Raw genomic sequence first — 12,124 nt, 5'->3', positions numbered from 1 at the left:
TCTGCCTGTATTTTTCAAATAACATACAGGCTGCATGCATGCAAGATTCGCGCACCAATCGCGAAAGAACCGAGAAGACCAAGGCTGCCCTCATCGCCGCGGCACGAGCCCTGTTCGTGGAGAAAGGCTATGCTGAAACATCGACGCCGGAGATCGTAGCAGCAGCCGGCATCACCCGCGGCGCACTTTATCATCACTATGAAGACAAACGCGCGCTCTTTCGCGCCGTCGTCAGAGAGGAGGCACTGGCAGTCACCCGCGCCATCGAGCAAGCGACGCCGGAGCAGCTTCCCGCTCACGACGCGTTGATTGCCGGCAGCAACGCCTATCTCGATGCCATGCGGGTTAATGGTCGCACTCGACTTCTGCTGATTGAAGGACCGACGGTGCTGGGCTTTACGGAGATGAAAAAACTGGACGAGGAGACGACTAGCCTCACTCTCAAACAGGGATTGCAAGCAGCCCTCCGTCACGGCCGCAAATCTGGCATTCCGGTCGACGCGCTCGCCGATATTCTATCGGCCGCCTTCGATCGGGCCGCCCTTGCGATCGATGCCTGCGGTGATGCTGACCGCTACCGTCAGGCGATCAGCCATATGATCGAACGGATCGCCAACTGACGCGCTACTCGTCAAGCCCTGTCAGACCATCAGGCGTAAAGCGATGAAATGACGATTCCACCGGCGGCTTGGAGCCACTGGCAACAGGCGGATAACGACTACCAGCATATTATTTGAGCACCCGGATCGCTTGACACATTTTTAGCCTCCCCATATGATTTTTACCAATTGATCAAAAAGCTGGGGAACTAAAAATGACCAATGAAATCATACTGTCACGCCGTGCCGTCATTGCATCGGGCATCGCTCTCGGCGTCAGCGCTCTTGCGCCGGCTGCCCGCGCGGCCGCGCCGCTCAAAGTGGCAGGCATTCACGCCTCGCCAGTCGAAAACGCCTGGAATTCCTGCCTTCACAAGGCACTTCAAGATGCGGCCAAGGAAGGCGTTATCGAATACGTCTTTTCCGAAGGCGTTTCCGGCACGGACTATCCCCGCGCGATGCGCGAATATGCCGAACAGGGCAACAAGCTGATCATTGGTGAAGCCTATGCCGTGGAAAAGGAAGCACGTCAGGTCGCTGCGGACTACCCGGATACAGCCTTCGTTCTCGGCTCCAGCGGCGAGGCTGCCGGCAACAATTTCGGCGTCTTCGGCACCTGGAACTATGACGGCGCCTATCTCGCCGGCATGCTGGCGGGCAAGATGACCAAGTCGAATGTCGTCGGCTCGGTCGGTGCCATCCCGATCCCGGAAGTCAACATGCTGATCAACGCCTTTGTTGCCGGCGTCAAAGCGGTCAATCCTGATTGCAAGCATCTCGTCTCCTTCATCGGCACCTTCTTCGACCCGCCGAAGGCACGCGAAGCCGGTCTCGCGCAGATCGACGCCGGCGCCGACATTCTCTTCGGTGAGCGCATCGGCACCGCGGATGCCGCCAAGGAGCGGCATATCAAATCGGTGGGATCGCTGATCGACTACACGCCACGCTATCCCGATACCGTCTTTGCCAATGCCATGTGGTACTTCCGTCCCATTCTCAATGCCGCAATCGCCGATGTCGCCGCCGGCAAGCCGGTCGGCCGCAACTACACGGCCTATGGCCTTATGAAGGAAGGCGGCAGCGACATCGTCTATGTGAAGGGCACAGCACCAGCAGAGGCCGAAGCTGCAATGGAGAAGGTCCGCGCCGACATCAAGGCTGGCACCTTCGAAGTGCCGAAGATAGCGGATCAGCCGAAGTAGCCCTCCGGCTCGATCATGGGCAGCCCGTCATTCGCCGATGCCACGGAGCTGGCCGGCGCCATCAAATCCGGCACGCTTACCTGCGTGGATGCCATGCAGGCCGCGCTTGATGCTTGCGCCAAGCAAGATGAGCTTGGCGCCATTACCTATGTCAATCCTGAAGCCGGGCTTGCGGCAGCGCGCGCCCTGGATCAGGAGGCATCCGTACATCCAGACCGCTTTGCGGAGCGCGCCTTTGCCGGTGTGCCGACGGTCGCCAAGGATCTCGGCGGCCCCTTCGCGGGGCTGCCGGTGACCGCTGGCTCTCGCTTGTTCGCCCGCGCCGGCAAAGGCGCGGACAGCGATTTAGCAGAGCGCTTTCGCGATGCCGGCCTCTGCGCCTTCGGCTTAAGCACCAGCCCGGAATTCGGCTTCTCACTCGCATCCGAACCTGCGATCGGCCCGATCAGCCGAAATCCGTTGGATCCAAACAGAACCGCCGGCGGCTCGTCGGGTGGTGCCGCGGCCGCAGTCTCCGCCGGTATCGTGGCGATCGCGCATGCGACAGACGCGGGCGGCTCGATCCGGGTGCCGGCCGCCTGCTGCGGCCTTGTCGGATTGAAGCCGACGCGCGGAGCGGTGCCCGCCGGGCCTTCCTTCGGAAATCATCTTGGCGGCATCGCCAGCGAACTTGCGGTCACCCGCTCCGTGCGCGACACCGCAGCGATCTTCGATGTTGTCCGGGGAAAGACAAGGGGGCCGTACGCGGACATTGCTCAACACCCGGCCAAGACGGGCAAACTTCGCGTCGGCCTTCTTACCGATACCGGACGGCAGTACGCTACCGAGTCGGATCGGGCCCAAGCGGTGGAGGCAGCGGCCAGGTTCCTGGAAAGCCAAGGAAACGAGCTGATATCCATCCGTTGGGATGAGATGGAGAGTGCCATCCAGGCCAGCGCCCATGCCTTTGGCGATATCATCTCCGTGAATATCGCCGGCCTCATTGACGATCTCAAACTGGACGTGCGCCTCGTGGAGACGATGACGCAAGCCTTCATCATGCGTGGACGCGCCATGCCGGCAACAGTCCTTTGGCGCTCCCTTAATGGTGCCGTCAGGGCAAGCCGCACTCTTTGGGAAATCTTCGACAGGGTCGATGTCATCGTCATGCCCATGCTTGCCGCGGCGCCACCGCCGATTGGCTCTTTCCCCACGGATCATTCGGACACGGAATTGCACCTCGAGCGCATGGCCTCCTTTGCGCCTCTTGCCTCGCTCGCCAACATATCCGGCTTTCCGGCAATCACGCTTCCCTTCGGTGAAGATACGCACGGATTGCCGCTGCCGATCCAGATGATGGCGCCCATGAGCGAGGATAAGCTGTTGCTGCGGCTTGCATCTGCGCTCGAGGCCGAGCAACGGTGGCAACACCGCTTCCCGATTGCAGGCTTCGCGACATGACCACAGCCGTTCTCACCATCGAAGGTGTCAGCAAGCGCTTCGGCAGCACCCTCGCCAATGACAATATCTCGCTATCCTTGGCAAAGGGCGAGATCGTTGCTCTGCTCGGAGAAAACGGCGCCGGCAAGACGACGCTGATGAGCATCCTCTTCGGCCATTATGTGCCCGATACCGGCCGCATCCTGATCGATAATGTGGAGTTGCCACAGGGCAAGCCGCGCGCCGCAATTCGGGCTGGCGTCGGTATGGTGCATCAGCATTTCTCGCTGGCGCCGAACCTGACAGTGCTCGAAAACATCATGACGGGGACTGAGAGGTTGTGGTCGCTCACATCTCAAATGACGGCGGCCCGCAATAAGCTTCTGGCGATCTCCGAGCGTTTCGGCCTGAAGGTCGACCCCGATGCCCGCCTCGGCGATCTCTCGGTCGGCGAGCAGCAGCGGGTGGAAATCCTGAAAGCGCTCTACAACGACGCGCGCATCCTGATCCTCGACGAGCCGACCGCCGTTCTCACCCAGATCGAGGCAGAAAAGCTCTTCTCGACGCTGAAACAGATGGCCGCACAAGGTCTATCCTTGATCTTCATCTCCCATAAGCTCGATGAAGTCATGGCCACGGCCGACCGTATCGTCGTCCTGCGCGGCGGCAAGGTTGCAGCCGAAAGACAGGCATCTCAGACCAGCAAGGCCGAGCTTGCGGAACTTATGGTCGGACATCGCGTCACGCGCCCAATCCGCGAAGCGTCAACGCCGGGCGACATCGTGCTCGAAGCTCGCGATATCACCGTCAGGACCGGTGGCGTCGAGCGCTTGAAGAAGATCAGCTTTCATGTCCGCGCCGGTGAAGTTCTGGGCATTATCGGCGTGTCGGGCAACGGCCAGGCGAGCCTGGGGCAAATCCTGTCCGGCACCGCAAGCCGTTCCTCCGGTGAGCTTCTTCTGTTCGGCAAGCCCGTCGGCGATCTTGATGTGGCTGCGGTCATCGATGCAGGCATCGGTCGCATTCCGGAAGACCGAAATCGTGATGGTGCGATCGGCGAAATGGCGATCTGGGAGAATGCCGTGCTCGAGCGCCTGTCTTCCTATTCGAAGCATGGTCTGGTCGACCGCAGTGCCGGCATGGCCTTCGCGCAGGAGATCATCGAAGCATTCGATGTGCGCGGCGGCATTGCGGCAAGCCGCACCCGGCTGCTGTCTGGCGGCAACATGCAGAAGCTGATCCTTGGCCGCAATCTCCATGAACGCCCGCGTATCCTCATCGCCGCCCAGCCGGCGCGCGGACTGGATGAAGGGGCCGTGGCCGCCGTTCACGGACGCATTCTAGAAGCGCGCCGACAGGGCACCGCCGTTCTATTGATCTCGGAGGATTTGGACGAAGTGATCGCCTTGGCCGATCGCATCCAGGCCATCGTCGGCGGTCACCTTTCGGCACCGATCGATGCCGGTGAGGCCGATGCACGCCTGCTGGGATTGATGATGGCTGGTGAGTGGAAGGAAAGAAGCGGGGCCGAACATGCGATTTGAACGGCGCGAACACCGCCCCCTGTCTATGATGATCTTTGCTCCGGTGCTTGCGGTCGTCGCGGCCCTGGCGCTCGCCGGCATCCTGATCGCGATTGCCGGCGCGCCGGTCTTCGAAGCCTATCGGCGGATCCTGCTCGGTGCCTTCGGCTCCAGGCTTTCGGCAACGGAGACGCTGACCCGCGCAACACCGCTGATCCTGACGGGATTGGCCGCCGCGGTCGCCTTTCGTGCCCGCCTCTGGAACATCGGCGCCGAGGGACAATTCTATTTCGGCGCCATTGCCGTTGCGGCCTTCGGGTCGAAGATGCTTGCCGGGCTGCCCGGCCCGATCCTCATTCCGCTGTTGATGATCGTCGGCGCCCTCGCCGGGATGATATTGATCCTCGTGCCGCTATGGCTGCGGCTGCGCTTCTCCGTCGACGAGGTTGTGACGAGCCTTATCCTGAATTTCATCGCCGTTCTCTTCGTTTCCATGCTGATCGATGGCGCGCTGAAGGACCCGACGGCATTCGGCTGGCCGCAATCCCAGGCTCTTGGCGATCACGCCATGCTGCCGAAGCTGATCGCCCGATCGCGCCTTCATATCGGTTTTGCAATTGCGATCGTCATTGCGGCGATCGTCTACTTCGTCCAGTCGCGCACGGTCTTCGGCATGCAGTCGCGAGCAGCCGGCCTCAATCCGTCAGGCGCCGTCTTCGCCGGTGTTCGCCTCGGCTCGACGCTCGTCAAAGTCGCCTGTCTCTCCGGCGGGCTTGCCGGCCTTGCCGGCGCGATCGAAGTGATGGGCGTTAAAGGCTATGTCACGACAGATCTGTCGCCCGGCTTCGGCTATGCCGGCATCGTCGTTGCCATGCTTGCAAACCTCAACCCGCTCGGCGTCGTTCTTGCGGCGATCTTCACCGCAACCATGTTCGTCGGCGCCGACGGTATGAGCCGCAGCCTCGGCATCCCCACGTACATCGCCGACGTCACGGTCGCCCTGTCGCTGTTGACCATGCTGATCGCCTTGTTCTTCACGCAGTACAGGATCCGCCGATGAGCACGCTGGTCGATATCATTGCTTCAGCCGGACTTTGGGCTGCCGTGCTGCGGATTGCGACGCCCTTGATCTTCGGCACGCTTGGCGCGTTGCTTTGCGAACGGGCCGGCGTCCTCAATCTCGGCATTGAGGGCATCATGACGTTCGGTGCAATGATCGGCTGGCTCTCTGTCTATCACGGCGCCGATTTATGGACCGGCCTACTGATCGCGGCAATCACCGGCGGCATTTTCGGACTTCTGCATTCGGCCCTGACGGTGACGCTCGGGCTGTCGCAGCATGTTTCAGGTCTCGGTGTGACGTTGTTTGCATCCAGTTTCAGTTACTACGTCTTCCGGCTGATCGTTCCCGTCGCCGGGACGCCGCCGACCATCACGCCGTTCCAGCCGATCGCCATTCCCGGGCTTTCCACCCTGCCTTTCATCGGCCCTGCTCTCTTCACGCAGACGACGCCGACCTATCTCGCAATCCTGGTCGCGCTGGTCATGGCCTACCTCATCTTCCGCACACCGGTTGGGCTTGCGATCCGCATGACGGGTGAGAACCCGCATGCAGCCGAGGCTCAAGGCCTCAACCCGATGAAGATCCGCTATGGCGCCATCATTGCCGGCAGCGCGCTGATGGGCATGGGCGGCGCTTTCCTGACGCTTTCCGCCTTCAACAGCTTCTTTCCGACGATGGTGCAGGGCCGCGGCTGGATCTGCATCGCGCTTGTCGTCTTTTCGTCCTGGCGGCCGGGCCGGGCGCTGTTCGGCGCCCTGCTCTTCGCCTTCTTCGACGCATTCCAGCTGCGCTTGCAGACGGCGGTGCAGGGTGTGCCCTATCAGATCTTCCTGATGACGCCTTATATTCTATCCATCGTCGCCCTTGCCGTCATGAGCCGGCGTGCCCGCGTGCCGCAGGCGCTGATGCAACCCTATCGCCGTGGCGAAAGATAATCCGAGGAGCCTTCCATGTTCGATCTGATCATTCGCAATGCCAATCTGCCTGATGGCCGCAAGGGCATCGACATTGCGGTCAAGGACGGCAAGATCGCAGCAATCGAGGCCTCGATCGCGGCCGAGGCAAGGGAAGAAATCGATGCAACCAACCGGCTGGTGAGCCCGCCCTTCGTGGATCCGCATTTCCATATGGACGCGACGCTTTCGCTTGGCCTGCCGCGCATGAATATTTCCGGCACGCTTCTGGAAGGCATCGCGCTTTGGGGGGAGCTGCGCCCGATCGTGACGAAGGAGGAGCTTGTCGATCGCGCATTGCGCTACTGCGATCTCGCAGTCACCCAAGGCTTGCTCTTCATCCGCAGCCATGTCGACACTTCCGATCCGAAGCTGGTGACGGCCGAGGCGCTTCTGGAGGTGAAGGACAGGGTCAAGCCCTATATCGACCTGCAGCTCGTCGCCTTCCCGCAGGATGGATACTACCGCGCCAAGGACGGTGTTGCCTCCCTCTCACGCGCACTCGATATGGGCGTCGATATCGTCGGCGGCATTCCGCATTTCGAGCGCACGATGGATGAGGGCAGAGCCTCGGTCGAAGCGCTTTGCAGGATCGCCGCAGATCGCGGTCTTCCCGTCGACATGCATTGCGACGAAACCGACGACCCGATGTCGCGTCACATCGAGACGCTGGCGGCAGAAACCATCCGCTTCGGGCTACAGGGCCGCGTCGCCGGCTCGCACCTGACCTCGATGCATTCGATGGACAATTACTATGTCTCCAAGCTTATCCCATTGATGGCAGAGGCGAAGATCAACGTCATCCCCAACCCGCTCATCAATATCATGCTGCAAGGCCGGCATGACACCTATCCCAAACGGCGCGGCATGACGCGCGTGCGCGAACTGATGGATGCCGGCCTCAATGTTTCCTTCGGCCATGATTGCGTGATGGACCCCTGGTATTCGATGGGCTCGGGCGACATGCTCGAGGTCGGCCATATGGCCATCCACGTCGCACAGATGGCCGGCATCGAAGACAAGAAGAAGATCTTCGACGCGCTCACCGTCAACTCCGCCAAGACGCTCGGCCTTAAAGGCTACGGCCTGGAAAAGGGCTGCAATGCCGATTTCGTCGTGCTGCAGGCCGTCGATACGCCGGAAGCGCTGCGGCTGAAACCCAACCGCCTTGCCGTCATCAAGCGCGGCAAGGTCATCGCCCGCTCCGCGCCGCGCATCGGCGAGCTTTTCCTCGATGGCAGGCCTTCAAAAATCGATGGCGGGCTCGATTACGTGCCTATGCGGAAATAGCTCTGGCTGTTTACAGTCGGAACCATTGCGAACGAACAGGCGGTCGTCATAACGCCCATCGCATCGGCAAATGACGCCTCTCCACACTCATAACATCAGTTATCCACGACTGAATAAAACTGTACTTTACAACTAACATGTCAGTATGATACGCACTCATCCCATAAGATCGGGAGGATCGGATGAGTGAGAATTTTGGCCTGTCGGCCGCCCTGGCAACACCCTTCGATGCGGATGGCGAGATTGCGATCCCGGGAGTGATCGAGCAGGCGAAGCATTGCCTTGCCAATGGCTGCAAGAGCGTCACCCTTTTCGGCACCACGGGCGAAGGCGCGTCGATCGGCATGCAGGAGCGCAAACAGGTTCTGGCCGCTATGCTCGCCGCCGGTATCGCGCCCAAACAGATCGTCATGGGCGTACTGGTCGATGCCGCCGAGGACGCCGCTGCCCAGGCTGGACAGGCGCTGGCGCAAGGTGTCCGCAACATTCTCCTCGCCCCACCCTCCTACTTCAAGAATGTCAGCGACGACGGCCTCTTCAAATGGTTTTCCGCCGTTTTCACCATGCTCGGCACCCATGCGCGCGACGTGATCGTCTATAATATTCCATCGGTGACGATGGTGCCGCTCTCGATCTCGCTGGTCGGCCGCTTGCGCGCCGCATTTCCGGATGTCGTTGTCGGCGTCAAGGACTCCTCCGGCGATTGGCCCTATACCGAGGAGTTGCTGAAGACGCATGGCGATCTCATCATTCTGATCGGCGACGAGCGGCATCTGGCCCGCGGCGTTCGGCTCGGCGGACAGGGAGCAATCTCCGGCATGGCAAATCTCCTTCCTCGCGAAGTTCAGGCCATGGCGGAAAAGGGCATCGACGACGCCAATGTGGAGCGCTTCGTCGGGCAACTGCTGAACTATCCGGTCATCCCCTCGATCAAGGCCATTCTCGCCCGTTTGACTGACAATGGTAGCTGGCTCGCCGTACGTCCGCCGCTCGTGGCATTGAACAGCCAAGATACCGACACGCTCTTTGCTGCTTTCGGCGCACTGTTTCGCGCCAAGGCAGCCTAACCGACCAGCCCGGAGCTGCCGATGGACGGACCAGGCGAACAGACGACGTTGAGAGAGAAAGCCTATGAGAGCTTCACGCGCCATCTCCTGGCGCGCGACGTTCGCCCCGGGCAGTTCATCTCGCAGCGGCGGCTCGTCGAATTGACGGGACTGACGCTCGGCGCGATCCGCGAATTGATCCCGCGCCTGGAGGCCGAAGGGCTGATCAAGACGGTGCCGCAGCGCGGATTGCAGATCGCCCATATCGATCTGGACCTGATCCGCGAGGCCTTCCAACTGCGCCTCTTTCTGGAAAAGGAAGCCGTCGCGTTGTTCACCTATTCGGCATCCGACGAGACGATTGCCAAGCTTTTGAAGGATCATCGCGATATCGCGGATGCCATCCGAGCCGGCGACGGCTCGCAGGAGCTCGAACTTCACGCGCAGTCGGTGGACTGGGGCATGCACGATGCCTTCATCGATGCGCTCGGCAACACGATCATTTCGAATGCCTATCGCGTCAATTCGATCAAGATGCGGCTGATCAGCCAGGACAGGTTCCGCATCAACGGCCATGTCGGGCCGGTCATGGAAGAGCATTTGAAGGTGCTTGAAGCAATCGAGCGACGATCGGCCGATGAGGCCGTTGCCGCTCTCGTATCGCACATTGGCGGAGCACGGGATCGCGCGCTGAAGATGTGAAGAGGTTCGAATAACAAGGCCGCGAATGAGGAGATTTTCGGCCACAGGAGGAGGAACGCAATGTCATCGTCATTTTTCAATCCGACACGTCGCGGCTTCATGGCCGGCACGGCCGCACTAGGCGCAACGAGCCTTCTGGGTGTGCGCACCGCCTCGGCCGCGGTAGACTGGAAGCGCTTTGCCGGCACGACGCTCGAGGTCAATCTGGTCAAGAGCCCGCGCAGCGAGACGATCCTCAAATACTTAAGCGAGTTCGAAGCCCTGACCGGCATCAAGGTCAATGCCGAGGCGACGCCCGAGCAGCAGCAGCGCCAGAAGACCACGATCGAGCTCAGCTCCGGCAAGCCAAGCTTCGACGTCGTCCATCTGAGCTATCACGTCCAGAAACGTCAATTCGAAAAAGGTGGCTGGCTCGCTGATATCAGCGGCTTCATGAAGGATCCGTCGCTCACCGATCCCTCGTTGACGGAGAGCGATTTCGCCGAGGCAGGCCTGAAGTTCGCCAAGGATTCCGCAGGCGTCATGCGCTCGCTGCCCTTCTCGGTGGACTACTGGATCGTCTACTGGAACAAGGCCCTGTTCGAGAAGAAGGGCCTCGCCTATCCGCAAACCTTCGAAGATATGGCAAAAGCCGCCGAGGCGCTGACGGATAAATCGACCAATACCTATGGGTTCGTCGCCCGCGGCCTGAAGAATGCCAACGCGCCGGTGTGGACGACCTTCATGCTCGGCTATGGCACGACGCCGCTTTCGGCTGACGGCAAGCTGCAGACGGAATCGCAGGGGGCAGTAGATGCCGCCAAGCTCTACCAGCGCCTGATGACGAAATCGGCACCTCCCGGTGTTTCCGGCTTCAACTGGGCGGAAGCACAATCGGCCTTCCTGCAGGGCAAGATCGGCATGTGGGTCGATGGCGTCGGCTTTGCGCCGCCGATCGAAAATCCGGAAAAATCCCGCGTCGTCGGCCAGGTCGGCTACGGCGTCATGCCGAAAGGACCGAATGCGCAGGCAGCGGCGACGACCGGCGACGGCCTAGGCGTGACGGCGGCCAGCCAGAAAAAGGAAGCCGCCTATCTCTTCTGCCAATGGGCGATCTCGCACGACATGGGCGCGCGCCTCCTGCAGGCCGGCGCCGGTGTTCCCTTCCGCCAGTCCATCTTGGAGGATCAGAAGGTGCGCGAGGGCGTGAAAATGCCGGGTGCCTGGCTCGATGCCGTCGCCGGCTCCGCCAAGGTCTCTCAGCTCGCTCTGCCCGTCATCATCCCGGTCACCGAGTTCCGCGACATCTATGGTGTCGCGCTGACGAACATGATCGGCGGCGCAGATCCTGCAGCCGAACTGAAGACGGCAACCGCCCAATTCGAGCCGGTTCTGGCACGAAGCGAGGGATAATGGCCTCCGTGAGCATCGAAGATACCGCCGCGAAGGCAACCAAAGGAAGGAGCAAGCCGCAACGGCTTGCTCCCAACTACTGGCCCTTCGTCATCCCCGCGCTGATCGTGATTGCCGCTGTCATCGTATTCCCCTGGGTCTTCACCGTGTGGATGAGCGTGAACAAGTGGACGCTCGGTCAATCGCAGAGTTTCGTCGGCTGGGACAACTATGTCCGTCTTGCGACCGATATGCGTTTCTGGGAATCGCTATGGCACACGGTTCTCTATACCGTGCTCTCCGTCGTCGGCCCCTTGATCTTCGGAACGCTGGCGGCACTGATCTTCGATGCGAACTTTCCGCTGCGCGGGTTCCTGCGCGGCATCTTCGTCATGCCGATGATGGCGACGCCTGTTGCCGTCGCGCTCGTCTGGACGATGATGTTCCATCCGCAACTCGGTGTGCTCAACTACCTGCTATCGTTTGTGGACATCGGACCGCAGGAGTGGATCTACAATCAGGCGAGCGTCATCCCCTCCCTCGTGCTGGTCGAGGTGTGGCAATGGACGCCGCTGGTCATGCTGATCGTGCTCGGCGGCCTCGCCTCCGTGCCGCGCGAACCTTATGAGAGCGCCGAAATCGACGGCGCCAACGCCTGGCAGAAGTTCCGCTACCTGACGCTGCCGATGATCTCGCCTTTCCTGATGATCGCCGTCATTATCCGTGGCATCGATGCGATCAAGAGCTTCGACATCATCTATGCGATGACGCAAGGCGGCCCGGGAACGGCGTCCGAGACCATCAACATCTATCTCTACAACACCGCCTTTTCCTATTACGACATCGGCTACGGCTCGGCCATGGCGGTGGTGTTCTTCATCATCATCGTCGCGCTTTCCTTCATCCTCCTGATGATGCGGCAGCGGACGAGATGGACCGACGCGGAGGGACATTGA

The 12,124-nt window shown here is 61.0% G+C and carries 11 protein-coding genes; all 11 read left to right on the top strand.

The annotated features are described in order from the left end of the window. The first annotated feature begins 38 nt into the window (after positions 1 to 38). The 11 genes from AC13QE_RS03545 (at position 39) to AC13QE_RS03495 (ending at position 12,124) form a co-directional block, all read left to right on the top strand. The gene (locus AC13QE_RS03545) at positions 39 to 620 is read left to right on the top strand and encodes a TetR/AcrR family transcriptional regulator (RefSeq protein ID WP_488482602.1); all 582 of its coding nucleotides are present in this window, start codon (positions 39 to 41) and stop codon (positions 618 to 620) included. A 194-nt stretch (positions 621 to 814) separates the two neighbouring features. Continuing rightward, positions 815 to 1,801 (top strand): BMP family protein, encoded by a 987-nt coding sequence (locus AC13QE_RS03540; RefSeq protein ID WP_488482601.1) that lies wholly within the window; start codon positions 815 to 817, stop codon positions 1,799 to 1,801. Positions 1,802 to 1,816: 15 nt separating this feature from the next. Continuing rightward, positions 1,817 to 3,241: an amidase gene (locus tag AC13QE_RS03535; RefSeq protein ID WP_488482600.1), complete on the top strand. Its 1,425-nt coding sequence runs from the start codon at positions 1,817 to 1,819 to the stop codon at positions 3,239 to 3,241. After that, the gene (locus AC13QE_RS03530; RefSeq protein ID WP_488482599.1) at positions 3,238 to 4,764 is read left to right on the top strand and encodes an ABC transporter ATP-binding protein; all 1,527 of its coding nucleotides are present in this window, start codon (positions 3,238 to 3,240) and stop codon (positions 4,762 to 4,764) included. The genes AC13QE_RS03535 and AC13QE_RS03530 overlap by 4 nt, the downstream gene beginning before the upstream one ends. Beyond that, the gene (locus AC13QE_RS03525) at positions 4,754 to 5,803 is read left to right on the top strand and encodes an ABC transporter permease (RefSeq protein WP_488482598.1); all 1,050 of its coding nucleotides are present in this window, start codon (positions 4,754 to 4,756) and stop codon (positions 5,801 to 5,803) included. Before AC13QE_RS03530 ends, AC13QE_RS03525 begins: the two co-directional genes overlap by 11 nt. Continuing rightward, positions 5,800 to 6,741 (top strand): ABC transporter permease, encoded by a 942-nt coding sequence (locus AC13QE_RS03520; RefSeq protein ID WP_488482597.1) that lies wholly within the window; start codon positions 5,800 to 5,802, stop codon positions 6,739 to 6,741. The genes AC13QE_RS03525 and AC13QE_RS03520 overlap by 4 nt, the downstream gene beginning before the upstream one ends. 15 nt (positions 6,742 to 6,756) lie before the next feature. After that, positions 6,757 to 8,049 (top strand): amidohydrolase family protein, encoded by a 1,293-nt coding sequence (locus AC13QE_RS03515; protein WP_488482596.1) that lies wholly within the window; start codon positions 6,757 to 6,759, stop codon positions 8,047 to 8,049. Between the two features lie 182 nt (positions 8,050 to 8,231). Beyond that, positions 8,232 to 9,116, top strand: coding sequence for a dihydrodipicolinate synthase family protein (locus tag AC13QE_RS03510; RefSeq protein ID WP_488482595.1), 885 nt, complete (start codon positions 8,232 to 8,234; stop codon positions 9,114 to 9,116). Positions 9,117 to 9,137: 21 nt separating this feature from the next. After that, on the top strand, positions 9,138 to 9,797 hold the full coding sequence (locus tag AC13QE_RS03505; protein ID WP_488482594.1) for a GntR family transcriptional regulator: 660 nt from the start codon (positions 9,138 to 9,140) through the stop codon (positions 9,795 to 9,797). Positions 9,798 to 9,857: 60 nt separating this feature from the next. Continuing rightward, positions 9,858 to 11,189: an ABC transporter substrate-binding protein gene (locus tag AC13QE_RS03500; protein ID WP_132717978.1), complete on the top strand. Its 1,332-nt coding sequence runs from the start codon at positions 9,858 to 9,860 to the stop codon at positions 11,187 to 11,189. Further along, on the top strand, positions 11,189 to 12,124 hold the full coding sequence (locus AC13QE_RS03495) for a carbohydrate ABC transporter permease (protein WP_488482593.1): 936 nt from the start codon (positions 11,189 to 11,191) through the stop codon (positions 12,122 to 12,124). Before AC13QE_RS03500 ends, AC13QE_RS03495 begins: the two co-directional genes overlap by 1 nt.

The organism is Martinezella sp. CNPSo 3957 (assembly GCF_057784395.1).
Note: the sequence above shows the minus strand (reverse complement) of the source record. Positions and strands in the feature narration are given on the sequence as shown.

Bases quoted from the DNA above. Each gene is read 5' to 3' on its own strand.
- AC13QE_RS03500 (WP_132717978.1), top strand. From the start codon at position 9,858: ATGTCATCGTCATTTTTCAATCCGACACGTCGCGGCTTCATGGCCGGC.
- AC13QE_RS03545 (WP_488482602.1), top strand. From the start codon at position 39: ATGCAAGATTCGCGCACCAATCGCGAAAGAACCGAGAAGACCAAGGCT.
- AC13QE_RS03495 (WP_488482593.1), top strand. From the start codon at position 11,189: ATGGCCTCCGTGAGCATCGAAGATACCGCCGCGAAGGCAACCAAAGGA.
- AC13QE_RS03520 (WP_488482597.1), top strand. From the start codon at position 5,800: ATGAGCACGCTGGTCGATATCATTGCTTCAGCCGGACTTTGGGCTGCC.
- AC13QE_RS03510 (WP_488482595.1), top strand. From the start codon at position 8,232: ATGAGTGAGAATTTTGGCCTGTCGGCCGCCCTGGCAACACCCTTCGAT.
- AC13QE_RS03525 (WP_488482598.1), top strand. From the start codon at position 4,754: ATGCGATTTGAACGGCGCGAACACCGCCCCCTGTCTATGATGATCTTT.
- AC13QE_RS03515 (WP_488482596.1), top strand. From the start codon at position 6,757: ATGTTCGATCTGATCATTCGCAATGCCAATCTGCCTGATGGCCGCAAG.
- AC13QE_RS03505 (WP_488482594.1), top strand. From the start codon at position 9,138: ATGGACGGACCAGGCGAACAGACGACGTTGAGAGAGAAAGCCTATGAG.
- AC13QE_RS03540 (WP_488482601.1), top strand. From the start codon at position 815: ATGACCAATGAAATCATACTGTCACGCCGTGCCGTCATTGCATCGGGC.
- AC13QE_RS03530 (WP_488482599.1), top strand. From the start codon at position 3,238: ATGACCACAGCCGTTCTCACCATCGAAGGTGTCAGCAAGCGCTTCGGC.
- AC13QE_RS03535 (WP_488482600.1), top strand. From the start codon at position 1,817: ATGGGCAGCCCGTCATTCGCCGATGCCACGGAGCTGGCCGGCGCCATC.